Consider the following 17,307-nt stretch of genomic DNA (forward strand, 5'->3'; position numbering starts at 1 on the left):
CGCCCGGTTACATTCCGAACCCGGAAGCTAAGCCTTACAGCGCCGATGGTACTGCAGGGGGGACCCTGTGGGAGAGTAGGACGCCGCCGAACAATCATTCACAGAGAACCCCCATCCGGGAAACCGGATGGGGGTTCTCTGCATTTCCGGGGTAATGGGTCCCCCCCCACTGACGGCTACGCAGCTTCGGGCCGGCGGGTGTCCAGCCAGGCGCGGTAGCGGCGCAGGGCCTTGCGCTGCTGGAGCTGTTCGACGAGCAGGGCCACGGCCGGGCGGGTGCCGGGGGAGGGGGCCCGGCCGGAGGCAAGGCGGCGCAACTGGTGGCGGACCTGGGCCATGCCGGCGGCGGAGGCGAGTGCCTTGTCGGACCAGGTCACCGGGCGCAGGGTGCGGTCGGCCTCGGCGCCGGTGGCCCAGCGGAGGGGAAGGTCGGGGGTGACGGCGAGGGCGGTGCCCATGCCGATCACCGCGACGCCGTCCGCGAGGACCTGTTCGGCGGTCTCGCGGCGGGTGATGCCGCCGGTGAGCATGAGCGGGAGCGGGCTGGTGCGGACCAGGTCGGCGGCCAGGTCGAGGAAGTAGGCCTCGCGGGAGCGGGTGCGCTGGTCGGCGGGGCGGCCGGTCATCGCGGGGCTCTCGTAGCTGCCGCCGGAGAGTTCGACCAGGTCGACATCGAGGGGAGCGAGCATGGCGATCACCTGCCGGGCGTCGTCGGCGTCGAAGCCGCCGCGCTGGAAGTCGGCGGAGTTGATTTTCACGGCGACGGCGAACTGGGGTGGTACGGCGGAGCGGACGGCCCGCACCACGTCCAGCAGCATCCGGGCGCGGTTGGCCGGTGAGCCGCCCCAGGCGTCGGTACGGGTGTTCACGAGCGGGGAGAGGAACTGCGACAGCAGGTAGCCGTGGGCGGCGTGGATCTCCACGCCGTCGAAGCCGGCCTGGGCGGCGCGGCGGGCGGTGGTGGCGAAACGCTCGACGGTGGTGGTGATCTGATTGGGAGTCATGGTGGTGGGGCGGCCGAAGCGGCCGCTGTGCCGACCGAGGTCGACGCCGACGTCGGAGGGGCCCCAGACCACGCCGGGCAGGCCGGAGGGCACTTGGCGGCCCGGGTGGTTGATCTGCATCCACACCGCGGCGCCGCCGGACTTGGCGGCCCGGGCCCACTCGGTGAAGGGTTCCAGGGGTGCGGCGGCATCGAGGACGACGCCGCCCGGGCCGGTGAGCGCCTCGGCGTGGACCATGACGTTGCCGGTGATCAGGAGGCCGCTGCCACCCGCGGACCAGTTGCGGTAGAGGTCGAACAGCCGCCGGTCGGGCAGTTGGCCGTCGCCGGCCAGGTTCTCCTCCATGGCCGCCTTCGCGATCCGGTTGGGCAGAACCGCGCCCGAATCCAGCCGCAGTGTCGTGAACAGGTCGTCCGCCATGGGGGTCTCCTCGCCCTGGACTAGAATGTTTGCACTGTTCACATTAGGACGGTGATGTAAGCAGTGCAAACATAAGCGAGGGTGACCCATGCCACAGCAGACCGGCTCGTACCACCACGGCGACCTGCGGGCCGCCTGCCTGCGCGCAGCCCGTGACCTCCTGGAGGAGGACGGCAGCGCGGCACTGTCACTGCGTGCCGTCGCCCGCCGGGCCGGCGTCTCGGCGACCGCCCCCTACCGTCACTTCGCCGACCGCGAGGCGCTGCTCTCCGCCGTCGCCGCGCAGGGGTACCGCGAACTCGCCGAGCGCCTCGTCGCCGCGCACCCCGCTCCGCGCGAGCCCGAGGACCTCGCCGCCGTCGCCGCCGCCTACGTCCGCTTCGCCGTCGACCGGCCCGCGCTGTTCCGGGTGATGTTCGCCGAACCCTGCGACCCCGCGGACGCGGAACGGGCCGCGGCGACCGCGGCGATGTGGGACTACGTCGGCGGAATCGTCGGCGACACCTTCCCCGGTACCGACCGTGAGGCGATGTCCGCCGCCGTGTGGGCGCTGGTCCACGGCCTGGCCTTCCTCCACCTCGACGGAAAGCTCGACGCCGCTGATCCCGCCGCAGCGGACGACCGCGTCCGGGCGGCCGTCCGCGCGCTGCTGGGCACCGCCCGGACCCGCTCCGGGGCGGAACCGCCCCGCTGATCCGGGACGAGGCCATCCCCACTGGGGCGGCGGGCTGGCCGGTCGGCTCGCCGGCCATCGCGGCGCCGGTGTGCCGGGCATCGCCGTTGACAGGCAGCCGAACAGCTGCCTAATGTGAAAAGGCAGCTGTTCGGCTGCCTGATGGGGGATGGCGTCGGATGGACGAGATATTCAAGGCCCTGGCCGACCCCAGCCGCCGCCGGCTGCTGGACCGCCTGCGCGCCCACAACGGGCAGAGCCTGCGGGAGCTGTGCGCCGGGTTGGACATGGCCCGGCAGTCGGTCAGCAAGCACCTCGCCCTGCTGGAGGCCGCCGAGCTGGTGACCACCGTGCGGCAGGGCCGAGAGAAGCTGCACTACCTGAACGCCGCTCCGATCAACGCCATCGCGGACCGCTGGATCAGCCAGTTCGACCGCGGGCGGGCCGCCGCGCTCGCCGATCTGAAGAGAGCACTGGAGCAGCCACCCGTGGACAACAACGCCTTCGTCTACACGACGTACATCAACACCACACCCGAGCGGCTCTGGCAGGCGCTCACCGACCCCGCCTTCACCGAGCGCTACTGGGGCGTGCGCCTTGAGACCGACTGGGCCGAAGGCTCACCCGTCGTCTGGGTCGAGCGCGGCGCACGGACCGCCGACCCGGAGCAGGTCGTACTCGTCCACGAGCCGTACCGGCGGCTCTCCTACACCTGGCACACCTTCAGCCCGCAGTGGGCCCGGACGGTCGGTGTCGGCGAGGAACTGCGCGCGGAACTGGCCGCGGAACGCCGCTCGAAGGTCACCTTCGAGCTGGTGCCGCACGGCAACCAGGTGAAGCTGACCGTCACCCACGAGGACTTCGACCCTGCCGGGACCCTGCGCTCGATGTGCAGCCAGGGCTGGCCGGCCATCCTCTCCAGCCTCAAGACACTGCTGGAGACGGGCGAAGCCCTGCCCACCGCCGGGCAGCCGGTCCACGAAGGCTGACCGCCGACAGACTCGGCCGCACCACCGCGCACGCAGCGCAGCCGTTCGGATGGGCGTCGCGGTTCGGACGGGTGGCACGGCGACGCCCATCCGAACCGGCCGCTGCACTGGTCAGCGTCGGCGGCCGAGCAGTTCGGCGGTCTCGGCGCGCCGGTTCCAGGCGATGACGGCCAGCGGCACCATGAAGATGAACGGGGTCCCGGCGTTCTCGCCGTGCATCGCGGTGAGCTGGGTGACGAACGCGAACACCAGGAAGACGATCAGCGCCGTGGCTGCCGGCCCGGCCAGTCGGTGGACCAGCAGCCCGACCGCTCCGGCCAGCTCCACCAGCCCGGTCAGGTACATGAACCAGTGGCCCACACCCATGGCGTCGAAGACGGTCGTGGCGGCGGGGACCGCGAGCAGCTTTGGCAGCGCGCTGGCCACGGCGAAGAAGAGCGCGAGCAGGATCCGCAGCGTCCAGACCACCCGGACCACGGCCTTGCCGGACTTCGTGGCGACGGCGGTGGCGGCGGTGGCGGCGGTGGCATTGGTAGCGGCGGTAGCAGTGGCGGTGGCGGTGCTGGACATCTCAGGTCTCCCCGGTCGGCTGTCGTTGCTTTCCCAGGTATGACCGCCGCCGCCGCCCGAACTCATCGGTCCCGGGAGGAGAGGTTTTCCGACAACCCGGCCCCGGCCCCAGCGCCGACAGCTCGTCGACGGCCTGCCGTCCGCGGACCGGCCCTTCGGCTGCTGCGGCGCGCGGGTGCTGGTGCGCGGTGGTGGTCACCGGTGAGGATGAGCAGCGGCCGACCGATCGTCGGTCGGGGTGCGGGCGGACACAGGACGGTACTCGTGGTCGATCTCGACTGGACGGACAGGACGCCGCTGGACACCCGGGGTGCGCGGCTGGGAGCGGCCGGGGAGCACCCCGGTCTCGCGGACGGCGCCTACGTGCGGCGCAGGAATGCGATCGCGGCCCGAGCCGAGGGCCACCGGGTGGGGGATCCCTCGCCCCGGGTGCGCTACACCGAGGCCGAGAACGCCACCTGGCGCACCGTCCGCGCCGCGGTCTGGAGCGCCCAGACACGAGGTGCCTGCGAGCAGGTCCTGCGGGCCAGGGAGGTTGCGCCGGTGCATGCCCACGGCGGCGTGCCGCAGCACGAGGAAGTCTCGGACCGGCTGCAGGCGCTGACGGGCTTCCGTTTCACCCCGGCCGGCGGGATCGTGCCCAACGAGCGCTTCCTGGGTGCCATGGCGGACGGCTACTTCCACGCGGTGCAGTACGTGCGGCATCCCGCGATGCCCCTGTACACGCCGGAGCCGGACGTGATGCACGACGTGTTCGGCCACGGCATCCACCTCGCGGACCCGTTCTTTGCGGACCTGTACCGCACGGTGGGCCGGGCCGCCACCCGCGTCCGCTCCCGGGACGCGCTGGACCTGATCAGCCGCGTCTACTGGTTCACCCTCGAATACGGCCTCGTCCTCGAAGGCGGCCGCCCCAAGGCGTACGGGGCAGCCCTGCTCTCCTCCTACGGCGAGCTGCGTCGTTTCACCCGGGCCGACATCCGCCCCTGGAACCTCGCCGAGCTCGTTCGCCTGCCCTACCAAGTGGCCGGCTACCAGCCGGTCCTGTTCGCATTACCCTCCCTGACCCGCGTGGCGGAGCAGTTGCACGACTTCCTCGACGACTTCGACGAAACGACCCGCGAACGCCGCCGCATGCCCCCGCTGCACGAACGCGGCTTCATGGCCCGCCCAGGCCGGCGCTGAGGACCAGGGCCGGGAGCCTTGTGCTCGCTGTTCGGCCGGTACCAGGCATCGAGGTCCCCGTTGGCGGTCAGGAGCCCGTTGACGGTGAGGGCGTCGGCGATGGCGCGTGCGCAGCTGGTGACGGAACGATGCGATCGTGGCCGATATGCATCGCCTACGGCCGAGTTCGACAGGTGCCGTAGACGCGCAGAGAGAGCCGAACCTCGCGTCTTCCCATCTCACGGCGATAGCGATAGACCGGAGCCGTCCCACGTCTGCAAGGAAGGCGACACCGATGACCCTGAGCGAGAGCCCCGTCGTGACCATCGAGTCGGGCAGCGTCCGAGGCACCGTCGAGGACGGCGTCGCCGCGTTCCGCGGCATCCCCTACGCTGCTTCGCCCGTGGGCGAGCGGCGCTTCGCCGCCCCCGTGCCGCACCCCGCCTGGTCGGGCGTCCGGGACGCCGACCGCCCGGGCCCGTCCGTCCCGCAGAGCCCCTCCCGGCTCGAAGCCGTCATGGGGCCACGCACCCCCGACTGGGACGAGGACGGCTGCCTCACGCTGAACGTGTGGACCCCTCGTCCGCCTGCGGACGGGTCCGCCCCGGGCGCCCTGCCCGTCCTGGTGTGGTTCCACGGCGGCGGGTTCACCAGCGGGTCCGGCGGCTGGGACTGGTACGACGGCCGGCACCTGGCCGCCGCCGGCCGGGCCGTCGTCGTCACCGCCAACTACCGCCTCGGCCCGCTCGGCTACCTCTACCTGCCGGACCTCGGCATCGAGAACCTCGGCGTGCAGGACCAGGCCGCCGTCCTCGCCTGGGTGCGGCGCAACATCGCGGCCTTCGGCGGCGACCCCGGCAGCCTCACCGTCGGCGGCCAGTCCGCCGGGGCGTTCTCCGCCCTCTACCTCGCCGTCTCCCCGACCACCGGCGCGCTCGTCAACCGGGTCATCGCCCAGAGCGGTCCCTTCGGGCTCGCCCCGCAGGACCCCGAGGAGGCGGGCGACCACGCCCGGCGCTTCCTCGGCATCCTCGGCATCCTCGGCCCGGACGGCACCCGGGACCGGGGTGCCGCGCTGCGCGCCGTCCCGGCCGACCGGCTCCTGGCCGCCTACCAGCAGCTCTCCCGGGAGGCCGCCCGCCCGGGCAACGTCGCCCCGCCCATGTACCCCGTCCTCGGCGCCTCCGGGATCCCCGCGACGTGGCAGCAGGCGCTGGTCGACGGACGCCTCGACGGCAAAGGCCTGCTGACCGGCACCACCAGGAACGAGGTGGCCTCCTTCTTCGCCTTCGCCCCCCGCATCCGGGAGATCACCGCCGACCGGGCCCGCTCGATCGCGGCCGGCCGGGCCGACGGCGGCGACGAGCGGTACGACCGCATCGCGGCCCGGCGGCCGAACGCGACCCCGGCCGACATCCTCACCGAGTTCGAGACCGGGCTCGTCTTCCGTGACGACACCCTGGCCATCGCCGACCGCCACGCCGCGGCCGGAAACCCGACCTACGTCTACCGGTTCGACCACGTCCCGGTACCCGACCCCGCAGGCCTGGGCGCCGCGCACTGCGTCGAACTCCCCTTCTTCTTCGACACCTTCGACGCCTACCCCGACAGCCCCATGCTCGGCGAGGCCACCGCCGCCGTCCGCTCGCTCGGCGACACCTTCTCCCGCGCGATCGCCGCCTTCGTCGCCACCGGCCGTCCCGCCGCGGACCAGTGGCACCCCTACGAACCCGCCGATTCGGCGACCGTCCGGCACTTCGGCTGACACCGGCCGCGCCCGTCCCGAGGGTGGGGAACAGCCGCACGCCGCAGGCTGCGGGCCCTACCGCCCGGGCCCGGTCCAGGGTCTCCCTGCCCGAGCCGATCCCTGGCCGGACGGGCCGGTCAGGCCAGGTAGTGGTCATGCCGGCCGTAGAGTTCCGCCCATTCCGCGTCGCTCATCGGGCGTTTTTGGGCCGCGATCTCCGAGATCTCCTCGAAGAACGATTCACGTGGCACGCCCGGCACGAAGAGCATCAGCATCGAGGCCGGTTCGTGGGACTCGTTGCGGAAGCCGTGCACGGCGCCCTCCGGCACGTGCAGGAAGTCACCCGCCTCGGCGTCGATCCATCGTTCACCGTCGTACAGGCGCATGATCCCGGACAGGACGAAGAAGGACTCGGACATGGTCCGGTGGAAATGTGGAGCGGGGCCTGTCGGTCGGGGTCCCATGTCCAATCGGTACAGGCCGAACGTCTTGTTCGCGGAGGGCGTGTCGACCAGGTAGTGGACGCTTGTTCCCCCCGCGCCGATCAACACGTCCGGCGCGGTGGCGCCGAAACGGAGATTTGCCGTATTCTCGCCCGATTCGCCCCAGTAGTGAGCTGTTGGGTAGGACATGGCGGATTTCCCTTTCGAGACATTCGCGTGATCGGTCGGTGGTCCGGTCCGTCGCCCCGGCGACGCATACGAGGTGTGCCCGGCCGGCTGCCGACGTTGATGGGCAGGGCGGCGTTCGGCCCGAGGGCGCCGAGCACGTCCGAAGCACCCTGCGGGGCGGGGCCTGGCGGCTCCACCGGCTCTTCGCGGCCCAAGCGGACCCAGGCGTCGGCAGGCCCCGGCGGCCCGACGAGGGCCATAGGTCCACGGTGCGCCGAGGTGGCCGTCGGCGCACCCGCAGCAGCCTGGCGGCGGCCCGCGACGGGCGGGGCCAGCGGCAGGAACCGGAGGACCTGCGCGCCACAAGTCCGCGCGGGCTGTTTCGCGCGGCGGGTCGGCACCCCGCCGCGCGACGCCCGGGGGCCACCCTCCCCGGACCGGAACGCCAGTGGATCCCCTCCACCCGGCGGCTCACTGCTACTCTGGGTCCAGATTCAACGGAATGCGCGAAAAATCGCTCCTGAATGGTGTTTCTGAGCGGCGCTCTCGTGGTGTTTGTTCCCTTCGCGGAACCCCAGTGCTTCCTTCGTGACCACAACGAAGGCAGAAGACTGTGCACCAGCACCATGTCATCATCGCCGGCGCCGGACTCGGCGGCCTCACCCTCGCTCACGGGCTGCGCGCCCGCGGCTTCGACGTCGCCGTGTACGAGCGGGACCACCACCCGGACGCGAGGCCGCAGGGCTACCGCGTCCAGCTCGACGAACCCGGGCTCGCGGGCCTGGAACGCTGCCTGCCGGAGCACCTCTTCCGGCTGGGCCTGGCGACCGCGGCCTCGCCGCCCGCCCGGGTCTCCGTCCGTGACCGCCACCTGGGCACGCTCGCGGACCGGCCCACCGCGCCCGACCCCGGTCCCACCGACGGCACCGCTCGCCCGTACCGCTCGTACGCGTTCAACCGGCCGACGCTGCGCCAGATCCTGCTCTCCGGCCTGGCGGACACCGTGCGCTACGGCGCGGAACTGCTGAGTTGGGAGAAGGAGCAGGACGGAACGGTCACCGTGCGGTTCGCCGACGGCCGCAGCGCGAGCGCCGACCTCCTGGTCGGCGCGGACGGGGTCGGATCGGCGGTACGCCGGCAGCTGCTGCCGCACGCCCGGGTCGAGGACGCCGGACTGCGGCTGATCTACGGCAGGATCCCGCTGGATGCGCCGGAAACCGGGGTTGGAGATGCGGGGGAGGCCGGAGAGGTCGGAGAGGCGGAGACGGGCGCAGCGGCCGCCGGGGCCGCGGCCGCACTGCCGCCGTGGGTGTTCGACAGCATCTTCACCGTGGTGACCGGTGGGCCGGGAAGTCCGCACGTCGGCTTCGGGCCCGTGCGGTTCACCCGCCCTCCCGGTGCCGCCGGCCGGGCACACACGCCGCCCGTCCCCCTCACCCCCGTCGGCGACTACGTCGCCTGCCTGGTGGGAGCGCCGGCGGACCACCCCGCCATGCCCTCGTTCGAAGCGCTGCGCGGTCTCGACGGCCCCGCCCTGCGCGAGCTGGCCGGACGCCTGGTGGGCGACGACTGGCACGCCGATGTGCACCGCCTCCTGGACCGCTGGGAGACCGACTCGCTGTTCCCGCTGCGCATCTCCACGGCGAGCCCCGTACCGCCGTGGGAGCCGGGCCCCGTCACCCTGCTCGGGGACGCGATCCACGCCATGAGCCCGGTGCTGGCGATGGGCGCGAACACCGCGATCCGCGACGCCGCCGAGCTGACGCGGACCCTGGCCGGGGCCGCGGCCTCCGGCACGCCGCTCGTGGACGGCGTACGTGCCTACGAGCTCCGGATGCGGGAGTACGCCTTCTCCGTCGTGGCCGCCTCCCGGCGAACCGGCCGACAGCGGGTCGGCCAGAGGTAGACGTTCGGGGCGGGGGTGGGGCCTGGTGCTGGACTGCGGCCCACCCGTGGTGACGGATCGTCAGGAACATCGGCTGCCGAGCCGGTCATCCGGGTGGTCGCCGGGGCAGTCCAAACCGGCCTCAGGGAAGCCGAGTTGGGGTGGCCGTGTGGTCGGCAGGGGACAGATGATGACGCTGTTCGAACGTGGGGTTCAAGTAGGTCACCTCCGGGCGTGCCCGGGTCGAACGGGGAGTTTTCGAGCACCGCGCCGCCGCGGCGGGTACGCCCTCCGGCCGGTCGGGAACTGCGTGTGACCGGAAGCGCTAGTTGGCCCCTGTGGGAAGTCGTAGTTGGCCAGCCCGAGCGGATTTGTCACGGAGGGTTAGCAGGGGCTATTCACGCGTCGGGATTGACCCGATCGAGGAGGGTTCGGGTCGCACCGTCGAGGGCCTGCCGCAGGGCATCCCAGCCGCCAACGAGGACGACAACCTGGCGAAGGAGCGTTGAGCGGTTTGCCGCCCAGACACCCCCGGGCGCGGGATGATCGTCACGGCGCCCGTTTGGTGCGTGCCCGACAACGATGGAGGGGTTATGAGCGATCAGTTGACGTTCGCCGTCTGGATCGACGGCAGCCAGGTAGAGACACTCCAGAGCGTCTCCGGCCTGGCGGTCGACAAGGGTGACATCGAAATTCAGCAGGTGTCCCCTGGCACGGGGCCCGTGACCAGGCCCGGCCCTGTTGACAGCGGAGAGGTGACCATCACCCGAGGCAGGGACAAGAGCAAAGCGTTCACGGACTGGATCAAGCGGACCAGTCAGAACCCCGACGCCGCTCGGGGGCTGAACCTTGCGCTGCTTGACTCCGCGTCGAAGCCCGTTCGGGCCTTCCTCCTCGTCGAAGCCTGGGCTTCGGCTGCCTGGGGCGCGGACGGCGCCATCGACACGGTGACCATCGCATGCGCCAAGGTCATCGAGGAGTAAGGAAGTGGCTTGCCGAGGAGCGACTCGAAGATCCAGCTCCTCGGCTGGCCTACCCGCGCCCTCTACGGCCTTGGTTCTGGCGGGCCAACCGTTAGCACTGAGCCCCGGCCACGCGCTGACCTGACCGGCATCCCGCGACCGGTCCCCTCGGATCTGCTGGTCGGCCTGCTCAACCACGACCTCTTCGCGCGACCACGGCTTCGGGGGTCGGCCGCCCTTCTGATCCCGTGACAACTGCACGGCGACAGGCCATCAATCGCCACCCGGCGCGACTGCTCGCTGTAGTCCAGCTCCATTCAGTGGCCAACAAGCATTCTCAAGGGCCAACTACCGATTCCGGTCTCACTGCGGTCGGCAGGGCGGCGCAGCCCAGCGCACGGGCGGCGAGAGCCTGTTCGAGCGCGGTCGTCAGGCAGGCTGCGAGCCTGCTGCTGGCGCCGGCGTGGGCGGCGGGGCCGCGCGGGGAGCGGCCGCCGCGGGCTTCACTCGTTCGGCTGGCCGGGCGGCCCCGGAGGTTTCCGCCGGCGGCCCGCCGGCGGGTTCCTGGGCATTCATAGCACGACCTTGTCATGTTCACATGTTGGCGCTGATCTCACCGCCGGTGCTGAGCACCATGTACACGCCGTTGGCGACGGCTCCGGCGTCCTGCTGGTTCGCCTCCAGCGTGCCGTTCACCGCGCCGTCGTTGCCGAGGATCTGCGCGCGGTAGTGGAGTTCGCCGATCTTCGTGACCTTGGCCGTCCAGCCGCCCGCGAGCTTGAACGTGCCCGGCCCCTGGTGTCCGCCGCCCATCCAGGAGTGGGCCGTGCCGTCCATCGAGAGCACGATGAACATGTCGTTGAAGTCGACCCCGGCGTCGGAGTCGTGCGTCTCCAGCGTGCCGTATTCCGTACCGTTGTTGACGATCTTGGCGACGTAGTTCTGGTTGCCGGTCGCGCGGATCTCGGCCGTGCTGCCGTCCACCAGCTTCTGGGTGCGGACCGGGGACGTCCCCTTGGGCGGGGCGGCCGGCGGCGTGGTGGTGTGGCGCGCGGTGGGCGTGGCAGCCGGTGGGGCGGTTCCGGGCGCGGGGGGCGCGGCCGGCGTGCCGGCCGGCGCGGTGGCGTCGGGAGTGGTGGGAGCACTGGGCGCAGCGGCCGGCGGGGTGGTGCCCTGCGCGCTGGGCGTGGTGGGCGTGGCGGCCGGCGCGGCGGTCTGGTTCGCGGGGGACGGGCTGGAGCAAGCTGTCGCGGTGGACACCAGCAGGGCGGCCGCCAGGGCGGAACCGGCCAGCGTGCGGACGGCGGACGAGCGGCGGTTCGTTAAGGTCGACATGCGGTGCTCCTGAGCGAAGTACGGGTGAGGAACAGCGAGTTGCCTGTGGCCCCTCCTGCGGGGACCAGGAGCAACGTGGCTGCGTACGGGAACGAAGTTAGTGCGAGCAGTCGACGAAACAGACCCTGCTATGTCACCAGACTGCTACGCCCTCCCCGCACCCTCATCTGCACCGCAGGCCCTCACCTGCACTGCAGGTCGGCGCGCCACCGAACCGAAGCGGAAGGGTCCGGTTTCGGCCAGTTGTGCTGTTCATGTATACGCGCATTCACATCTTCGGAATGCTGACCGCACATGCTGTCGGATCTACGGCAAGGAGAAGGTCATGCGTCGAATCGCAGCCATCGGCACCGGGGCGGCACTGCTCATGGGGGCGGGGCTGATCGCCGCGCCGTCAGCCTCGGCGATCTCCTACTGCGTCACCAACCAGGGCCAGAACTGGGGCTCCGTCAACTGCCAGACCAGCGCCCCGAAGAACCACTGGCAACTCGTCCTGATCTGTGAAAGCGACAGCGTCAAGGGCATCCGGCAGACGGTCAACGGCCGCTGGCACACCGGCGACGGCTCCGACATCCTGTACTGTCCCACGGGCTACAGCGCCGCCCTCGCCAACGTCAACAGCGACAACTGACTGGTGGGGGTGTGCACATGAGTGGCTTCCCGGGCGATCAGCGATCGCGGGCCGGGGCGTCACGCAATCCCTCCTCGAAGGCCGAGTGCGGGTACTGGTCGGTGCCGAATCCGGGCATTTCGAGCTTCTTGAGCTGCCCGCCGACGACGTGGGACACCAGCGGCACGGGCAGGGCGTCCGGCCAGAGGCCGGTCCGCTTGCCCTCGGAGAGGACGCGGCGGAACGCGCCGGTGGACCCCCGCAGGCTGCGGCCGTTCGCCTTCAGCTCCTCTGCGGCACACTCGCCGTCGCCTTCGACGACCTGAAGCAGGATCTGCTGCGCCCGGGGCGGCAGGCGGTCGTAGTACGAGCGGGCCCGCTCCGGTGTCCAGCGGTCGTCGGGCAGCGCCGTCACGACGGCGTCCGGCATGGTGGCGAAGGCGAGCAGCTTCTCCAGCGCCTCGGGGGTCGGATTCTCCACGGTGATCGTGATCCTCATGGTGCAACACCCTTGCAGCCCCGGATCCTGAACACAAATAACCGCCGTAGATGTGTTGCAGACAAGAAGGCCCCTCCGAAGGCCCCTTCGAGTTGTCGAAGGGGCCTTCGGCGCGGTTGTGGGGCTGCTCCGCGACGTTTCACGCGCGTCGAGCAGGGCCGGTGACCTCCCAGGCCGCCTCGATCATCAGGAAGATCTCGTCCACCGCGGCCTCCGGATCGGCCGCCTCGCGGGCCAGCGTGTAGGCGTCGATCGCGAACCTCGCGATCGCCCGGCAGGCCGTCGTGGTCTGCGGCAGGCCGAGGTCGGTGGCGATGGCCGTGGCCAGCGAGTCCGCGTGGCGCAGCCTCATCGACTCCTCGTACTCCCGCAGGGCGGGGGATTCCTCGATCATGCGCCAGATCGGGGCGGCGGCGTCCGCCGTGCAATGGCGCACCAGGGCGTGGATCTCGTGGCGCAGCGCGGGGATGAGCGGCTCGTGCGGCGCCCGGGTGGTGGCCGCTCGGGTGAGGCGTTGCTCGAAGTCGTCGTCCCGCTCGAACACCAGGGCCTCTTTCGAGGCGAAGTGGGAGAAGAGCGTGGTGACGGCCACGTCGGCTTCGGCGGCCACGTCCCGGATTCCCACCGCGTCGTACCCGCGTTCCAGGAAGAGCCGCAGGGCGGCGTCGGCGATCTTCTCGCGGGTCGCGGCCTTCTTGCGTTCGCGGCGTCCGGGCGGCACGGTCATGCCCTCACGCTAGCAGATGCGAAGGTGGAACAGTTCCTAAACGCTAACCGTTAGTGCTACGGTCGGCCGCATGAAGAACATGAAGAAGGTGAGCTTCGCCGAGTTCGGCGGGCCGGACGTTCTGCAGCTCGTCGACGCCGAGCGGCCCGACCCGGGCCCCGGTCAGATCCGCATCGCCGTACGGGCGGCGGGCGTCAACCCCGTCGACTGGAGGATCCGCGAAGGCCAGTTCCTCCAGGCCCATCCGATCGAGTTGCCCTCCGGCGTCGGGCAGGACGCCTCGGGGGTGGTGGACGAGGTCGGCGAGGGCGTCGAGGGGATCGAGGCCGGCGACCACGTGTTCGGCGAGGGCTTGAGCACCTACGCCGAGTTCGCCGTGCTGTCGGCCTGGGCCCGGATGCCCGAAGGGCTGACGTTCGAAGAGGCGGCCGGCTATCCCTCCGTGGTGGAGACCGCGCTGCGCATCATCCGTCAGGTCGGCGTGCGGCCCGGGCAGACGCTGCTGGCCAGTGGCGCGTCCGGCGGAGTCGGCTCGGCGGTGCTGCAGATCGCCCGCGACCGCGGCATCACGGTGATCGGCACGGCCGGGGCCGCGAACCAGGACTACCTGCGCAGCCTGGGTGCCGCCGCCACGACGTACGGCGAGGGCTGGGTCGAGCGGGTGCGGCAACTCGGCCAGGTCGACGCGGCGCTCGACCTGGCCGGTTCGGGCGTGATCCGCGAACTCGTCGAGCTGACGGGGGATCCGCAGAAGGTGATCTCCATCGCCGATCTCTCGGCGCCGCAGTTCGGCGTCCGGTTCTCCGGCGTGGCCGGGAGCATGCCGGAGGCGCTCGCCGAGGCCGTCGACCTCATCGCGCGGGGCAGGCTCCACATCCCGGTCGAGAAGTCGTACACGCTCGCCGAGGCCGCGGCGGCGCACATCGACAGCCACGCCGGCCACACGCGGGGGCGCCGGGTCGTGCTCGTCTGAGCCGATTCCTGCGCAGTCGTACGACCCGGCTCCCCCAGAGGCGTTCGTCAGCGGCCCGGGGCGTTCCCCGCCCACACGGAGGGCGTGCGGTGCGACCACGGGCTCGCTTGTTCGAGTTGCCCGGCGAGGCGGAAGAGGCGGCCTTCGCGGCCGTACCCGGCGGCGAACTGCATGCCGATCGGCAGTCCCGTCTCGGTGTCGGCCGTCAGCGGTACGGACGTGGCGGGCGTGCCCGCCACGTTGAACGCCGCGGTGAACGGCGAGCGGTCGAGGAGGCGGTCGATCCAGCCGACCATGGCGGTGAGATTCGCCGCCATCAGACGGGCGTTGGCCAGGACGAACTCCTCCCAGCCGCCCCCGAGGCCGACCCCGGCCTCCTCCACCTGGTGTCCGAGGGATTCGAGCAGGCGCACGGTTCGGGAGAGGGCGTCGGCCACCGGTGCGGTGGTCCGGCGTCCTCCCCACGCCTGGGCGAGGACGCCGATCCGCAGCGAGCATCAACTCCGTCGCCGAACTGCCCGACCGCTCCGACCCGGCGCGGCAGGTGATCGAGGAGCACAAGGCCCGCCAGCTGCGCAGGCTGGTCGCCATGTGCGCCGAGGCCCGGCCGCCCGACCCGGCGCAGACCGCGGCCGAGATCAGCTTCGTGCTCGAAGGGGCACAGGTCTGCGCGCAGAACGGAAGCGTCGACCGGGCGGGGGAGCGCCTGATGAGGATCGTCCAGGGGATCGTGTCTAGAGGCTGAGCAGGCCGATGACGCGGCCGTCGTGGTCCACCACCGGCCACGCGTCCAGGCCGCGGGAGCGCATGGCGGCGGCCGCCGTGGTGGCGGGCATGTCGGTGGTGGCGAAGGGGGCGCGGTCGAGGACGATGTCGCGCACCGGGGTGCGCTCGGTGTACCAGGAACGGGCCTGGAACGGCGCGAGGTGCAGGCGGGTCAGCAGCCCGGCGCAGCGGCCGTCGTCGTCGCGGACGAGCAGGTGGTCGGTGCCGGAGCTCTGCAGGATGTCCATCGCGGTGTCGACCATGACATCGTCGCTGATCTGCAGTTCCGGGTGTTTCATGAGGTCGCCGACCGTGGCGGTGCTTGCGGGGTGGTCGAGGGCGATGGTCATGGGCGGACTCCTTCGTGTCGCTTCCGCCGGGGTCGGCGGTGATCGGGGCACTGGCGGAGGGGCGAGTGGGGGCCGGGGGCCTGGGGCCGGTTCCGGCTTCCGGGTGCAGTGGTCGTGGAAACCGGGTGGCGTGCCTCGGAGGGCCTGGGAGAGCCTGGGAGGGCCTGGGAGGGCCGCGCGGGCCCGGTGCGCACCGGGGCCCGCGCCGGGGTGCTACGCGGCGAGGGCGACGCGCCTGGGCGCCCGGCGGCGGCCGGAGGAGCCCTGGTTGTCGCGGCCGGAGGCCGCGCGGGTGTCGCTGCCGGTGGAGGCGGGGCGTCCGCGGCGGCCGCGGTTCGCGGCCGCGCTGCGGCGCGGACGCTCGACGACGGGGTCGGCGATGACGACGGGCACGCCGGTGGGGACGCGGGCGCCGGTGATGAGGGTCAGGTCCTCGTCGCCGGCGAGGACCCTGGTGGTGACGGGGGTGATGCCGGCGGTGGTCATCATGCGGGCCATCTGGCGGCGCTGGCTGGGCAGGACGAGGGTGACGACGGTGCCGGACTCGCCGGCCCGGGCGGTGCGGCCGCCCCGGTGGAGGTAGTCCTTGTGGTCGCTCGGCGGGTCCAGGTTGACGACCAGGTCGAGGCCGTCGACGTGGATGCCCCGGGCGGCGACGTTGGTGGCGATCAGCGCGGTGACCTGGCCGGTGCGGAACTGCTCCAGGGTGCGGTTGCGCTGGGGCTGGGACTTGCCGCCGTGCAGGGCCGCGGCCTTGACCCCGTTGGCGAGCAGGTCCTCGACCAGCGCGTCGGCACGGTCCCGGGTGTCGGTGAACATGATCACCCCGCCGTCGCGTGAGGCGATGTGGGCGATCGTGGCGTTCTTGTCGTGGTTCTGCACGTGCAGCACGTGGTGCTCCATGGTGCTGACCGCCGCCGCGGACGGGTCCACCGAGTGGGTGACCGGGTCGTTCAGGAACTGCCGTACGAGGCGGTCGACGTTGCGGTCCAGGGTGGCGGAGAACAGCATGGTCTGGCCGCCTTCGGCGACCTGTTCGAGGAGCTCGGTGACCTGGGGCAGGAAGCCCATGTCGGCCATCTGGTCGGCCTCGTCGAGGACGGTGACGCCGACCCCGTCCAGCTGGCAGTCGCCGCGCTGGATCAGGTCCTTGAGCCGGCCGGGGGTGGCCACCACGACCTCCGCCCCGCGGTTCAGCACCTGCGCCTGGCGGCCGATCGACATCCCGCCGACCACGGTCGCCATCCGCAGCCGCACCGAGTGCGCGTAGGGGGTGAGCGCCTCGGTGACCTGCTGCGCGAGCTCGCGGGTCGGGACCAGCACCAGGGCCAGCGGGCGGCGGGGTTCGGCCCGCTGCCCGGCGGTGCGGGCCAGGACGGCGAGACCGAAGGCGATGGTCTTGCCGGAGCCGGTGCGGCCCCGGCCGAGGACGTCGCGGCCGGCCAGCGAGTTGGGCAGCGTCGCGGCCTGGATGGGGAACGGCGAGGTGACGCCCTGGCGGGTCAGCGTCTTCAACAGGGCCGCTGGCATGTCCAGTTCGTCGAAGGACTCGACGGCCGGCAGCGCCGGGGTGGTGCTCACCGGCATCGCGAACTCGCCCTGCGGGGAGGAGTCCTGGCGGCGGCCTCGATCGGAGGGGCGCCGGCCGCCGGCCGGACGGGAGCCGTAGAAGGAGCTGCCGCCGGAGCCGGAGCGGGAACCGGAGCTGGCGCCGGAGCGGGAGCCGGCGGCGGAGCGGGAGTTGGCGTTCTGGTACGAGGAGCGACTGGAGCGGTTCACGTGGAAACCTTCCTCAGGGCGGCGCGTCACGAGGAAGGCCCCGTGGCGCGGGGCGCCGACGGAGACCGCAAGGGAACGGGCCGGAAGTGTGACGGGCGGGGCGTGGACGGTAGAACCGTGCGGCACGTCACCTACGGTCGGCGCTCACCGAGAGGGGTGGGAGCGAACGACCTCGAACCGTGAGCTGTCACGGCAGGGCGCCGATCCGGACGCGGCGCTGTGCGTCTCGCGTGGGGATGGCCGC

The 17,307-nt window shown here is 71.9% G+C and carries 16 protein-coding genes, 1 rRNA gene and 2 pseudogenes; 10 read left to right on the plus strand and 9 right to left on the minus strand.

Annotated features, from left to right (window positions below; all coding sequences use genetic code 11):
• Window positions 1-92: ribosomal RNA gene (gene rrf / locus AB0O19_RS14425) — 5S ribosomal RNA — on the plus strand; the annotation flags it as partial.
• A gap of 84 nt (window positions 93-176) precedes the next feature.
• On the opposite strand, the gene AB0O19_RS14430 is transcribed toward rrf, so the two are convergent.
• Complete coding sequence (locus tag AB0O19_RS14430) at window positions 177-1,424, minus strand: NADH:flavin oxidoreductase/NADH oxidase family protein (protein WP_363619535.1); 1,248 nt, start codon at window positions 1,422-1,424, stop codon at window positions 177-179.
• An 88-nt stretch (window positions 1,425-1,512) separates the two neighbouring features.
• Between AB0O19_RS14430 and AB0O19_RS14435 the strand changes: the two genes are divergently transcribed.
• On the plus strand, window positions 1,513-2,118 hold the full coding sequence (locus AB0O19_RS14435; RefSeq protein WP_363619537.1) for a TetR/AcrR family transcriptional regulator: 606 nt from the start codon (window positions 1,513-1,515) through the stop codon (window positions 2,116-2,118).
• A 158-nt stretch (window positions 2,119-2,276) separates the two neighbouring features.
• Window positions 2,277-3,086, plus strand: coding sequence for a metalloregulator ArsR/SmtB family transcription factor (locus AB0O19_RS14440; RefSeq protein ID WP_363619538.1), 810 nt, complete (start codon window positions 2,277-2,279; stop codon window positions 3,084-3,086).
• A 111-nt stretch (window positions 3,087-3,197) separates the two neighbouring features.
• On the opposite strand, the gene AB0O19_RS14445 is transcribed toward AB0O19_RS14440, so the two are convergent.
• On the minus strand, window positions 3,198-3,656 hold the full coding sequence (locus AB0O19_RS14445; protein ID WP_363619540.1) for a DoxX family protein: 459 nt from the start codon (window positions 3,654-3,656) through the stop codon (window positions 3,198-3,200).
• Between the two features lie 264 nt (window positions 3,657-3,920).
• Here AB0O19_RS14445 and AB0O19_RS14450 point away from each other — a divergent pair, with 264 nt between their 5' ends.
• Together AB0O19_RS14450 and AB0O19_RS14455 are read left to right on the plus strand one after the other, a co-directional pair.
• Window positions 3,921-4,841, plus strand: a complete 921-nt coding sequence (locus AB0O19_RS14450) for a phenylalanine 4-monooxygenase (RefSeq protein WP_363619541.1) — start codon at window positions 3,921-3,923, stop codon at window positions 4,839-4,841.
• Window positions 4,842-5,115: 274 nt separating this feature from the next.
• On the plus strand, window positions 5,116-6,585 hold the full coding sequence (locus AB0O19_RS14455; RefSeq protein WP_363619542.1) for a carboxylesterase family protein: 1,470 nt from the start codon (window positions 5,116-5,118) through the stop codon (window positions 6,583-6,585).
• A 119-nt stretch (window positions 6,586-6,704) separates the two neighbouring features.
• Here the strand turns inward: AB0O19_RS14455 and AB0O19_RS14460 are convergent, their stop codons facing one another.
• Entirely contained in the window at window positions 6,705-7,199 is a 495-nt protein-coding gene (locus AB0O19_RS14460; protein ID WP_363619544.1) for a cupin domain-containing protein, read from the minus strand.
• Window positions 7,200-7,791: 592 nt separating this feature from the next.
• Here AB0O19_RS14460 and AB0O19_RS14465 point away from each other — a divergent pair.
• Both AB0O19_RS14465 and AB0O19_RS14470 read left to right on the plus strand, forming a co-directional pair.
• Window positions 7,792-9,084, plus strand: a complete 1,293-nt coding sequence (locus AB0O19_RS14465; RefSeq protein WP_363619546.1) for an NAD(P)/FAD-dependent oxidoreductase — start codon at window positions 7,792-7,794, stop codon at window positions 9,082-9,084.
• A gap of 572 nt (window positions 9,085-9,656) precedes the next feature.
• Window positions 9,657-10,046 carry a phage tail protein gene (locus tag AB0O19_RS14470; RefSeq protein WP_363619548.1) on the plus strand — a complete coding sequence of 130 codons (390 nt, stop codon included), beginning with the start codon at window positions 9,657-9,659 and terminating at the stop codon, window positions 10,044-10,046.
• 573 nt (window positions 10,047-10,619) lie between these two features.
• Here AB0O19_RS14470 and AB0O19_RS14475 read toward each other — a convergent pair.
• Complete coding sequence (locus AB0O19_RS14475; RefSeq protein WP_363619550.1) at window positions 10,620-11,360, minus strand: hypothetical protein; 741 nt, start codon at window positions 11,358-11,360, stop codon at window positions 10,620-10,622.
• A gap of 325 nt (window positions 11,361-11,685) precedes the next feature.
• Between AB0O19_RS14475 and AB0O19_RS14480 the strand changes: the two genes are divergently transcribed.
• Complete coding sequence (locus AB0O19_RS14480; protein WP_363583303.1) at window positions 11,686-11,991, plus strand: hypothetical protein; 306 nt, start codon at window positions 11,686-11,688, stop codon at window positions 11,989-11,991.
• A gap of 37 nt (window positions 11,992-12,028) precedes the next feature.
• Here AB0O19_RS14480 and AB0O19_RS14485 read toward each other — a convergent pair whose 3' ends face one another.
• Both AB0O19_RS14485 and AB0O19_RS14490 read right to left on the minus strand, forming a co-directional pair.
• Window positions 12,029-12,469 (minus strand): hypothetical protein, encoded by a 441-nt coding sequence (locus AB0O19_RS14485; RefSeq protein ID WP_363619552.1) that lies wholly within the window; start codon window positions 12,467-12,469, stop codon window positions 12,029-12,031.
• 139 nt (window positions 12,470-12,608) lie between these two features.
• The gene (locus AB0O19_RS14490; RefSeq protein ID WP_363619554.1) at window positions 12,609-13,196 is read right to left on the minus strand and encodes a helix-turn-helix domain-containing protein; all 588 of its coding nucleotides are present in this window, start codon (window positions 13,194-13,196) and stop codon (window positions 12,609-12,611) included.
• Window positions 13,197-13,275: 79 nt separating this feature from the next.
• On the opposite strand from AB0O19_RS14490, the gene AB0O19_RS14495 reads away from it, so the two are divergent.
• Window positions 13,276-14,169 (plus strand): NADP-dependent oxidoreductase, encoded by an 894-nt coding sequence (locus tag AB0O19_RS14495; RefSeq protein WP_363619887.1) that lies wholly within the window; start codon window positions 13,276-13,278, stop codon window positions 14,167-14,169.
• Window positions 14,170-14,216: 47 nt separating this feature from the next.
• On the opposite strand, the pseudogene AB0O19_RS14500 reads toward AB0O19_RS14495, so the two are convergent.
• Window positions 14,217-14,660 (minus strand): annotated as a pseudogene (locus AB0O19_RS14500) (amidase family protein); the annotation flags it as partial.
• Between the two features lie 5 nt (window positions 14,661-14,665).
• On the opposite strand from AB0O19_RS14500, the pseudogene AB0O19_RS14505 reads away from it, so the two are divergent.
• Window positions 14,666-14,914 (plus strand): annotated as a pseudogene (locus AB0O19_RS14505) (TetR family transcriptional regulator); the annotation flags it as partial.
• Here the strand turns inward: AB0O19_RS14505 and AB0O19_RS14510 are convergent.
• Window positions 14,904-15,284, minus strand: coding sequence for a CBS domain-containing protein (locus AB0O19_RS14510; RefSeq protein WP_363619556.1), 381 nt, complete (start codon window positions 15,282-15,284; stop codon window positions 14,904-14,906). The pseudogene AB0O19_RS14505 and the gene AB0O19_RS14510 overlap by 11 nt on opposite strands.
• A gap of 213 nt (window positions 15,285-15,497) precedes the next feature.
• On the minus strand, window positions 15,498-17,063 hold the full coding sequence (locus AB0O19_RS14515; protein WP_363619558.1) for a DEAD/DEAH box helicase: 1,566 nt from the start codon (window positions 17,061-17,063) through the stop codon (window positions 15,498-15,500).
• Between the last annotated feature and the right edge of the window lie 244 nt (window positions 17,064-17,307).

It is taken from the genome of Kitasatospora sp. NPDC091276, from assembly GCF_040684355.1.
Classification (GTDB): Bacteria; Actinomycetota; Actinomycetes; order Streptomycetales; family Streptomycetaceae; genus Kitasatospora.

What these genes read in the sequence shown, in the direction of transcription:
- AB0O19_RS14460 (WP_363619544.1), bottom strand. Translation starts at nt 7,199, where the DNA reads ATGTCCTACCCAACAGCTCACTACTGGGGCGAATCGGGCGAGAATACG.
- AB0O19_RS14430 (WP_363619535.1), bottom strand. Translation starts at nt 1,424, where the DNA reads ATGGCGGACGACCTGTTCACGACACTGCGGCTGGATTCGGGCGCGGTT.
- AB0O19_RS14445 (WP_363619540.1), bottom strand. Translation starts at nt 3,656, where the DNA reads ATGTCCAGCACCGCCACCGCCACTGCTACCGCCGCTACCAATGCCACC.
- AB0O19_RS14470 (WP_363619548.1), top strand. Translation starts at nt 9,657, where the DNA reads ATGAGCGATCAGTTGACGTTCGCCGTCTGGATCGACGGCAGCCAGGTA.
- AB0O19_RS14435 (WP_363619537.1), top strand. Translation starts at nt 1,513, where the DNA reads ATGCCACAGCAGACCGGCTCGTACCACCACGGCGACCTGCGGGCCGCC.
- AB0O19_RS14475 (WP_363619550.1), bottom strand. Translation starts at nt 11,360, where the DNA reads ATGTCGACCTTAACGAACCGCCGCTCGTCCGCCGTCCGCACGCTGGCC.
- AB0O19_RS14490 (WP_363619554.1), bottom strand. Translation starts at nt 13,196, where the DNA reads ATGACCGTGCCGCCCGGACGCCGCGAACGCAAGAAGGCCGCGACCCGC.
- AB0O19_RS14485 (WP_363619552.1), bottom strand. Translation starts at nt 12,469, where the DNA reads ATGAGGATCACGATCACCGTGGAGAATCCGACCCCCGAGGCGCTGGAG.
- AB0O19_RS14495 (WP_363619887.1), top strand. Translation starts at nt 13,276, where the DNA reads ATGAAGAAGGTGAGCTTCGCCGAGTTCGGCGGGCCGGACGTTCTGCAG.
- AB0O19_RS14440 (WP_363619538.1), top strand. Translation starts at nt 2,277, where the DNA reads ATGGACGAGATATTCAAGGCCCTGGCCGACCCCAGCCGCCGCCGGCTG.
- AB0O19_RS14455 (WP_363619542.1), top strand. Translation starts at nt 5,116, where the DNA reads ATGACCCTGAGCGAGAGCCCCGTCGTGACCATCGAGTCGGGCAGCGTC.
- AB0O19_RS14510 (WP_363619556.1), bottom strand. Translation starts at nt 15,284, where the DNA reads ATGACCATCGCCCTCGACCACCCCGCAAGCACCGCCACGGTCGGCGAC.
- AB0O19_RS14480 (WP_363583303.1), top strand. Translation starts at nt 11,686, where the DNA reads ATGCGTCGAATCGCAGCCATCGGCACCGGGGCGGCACTGCTCATGGGG.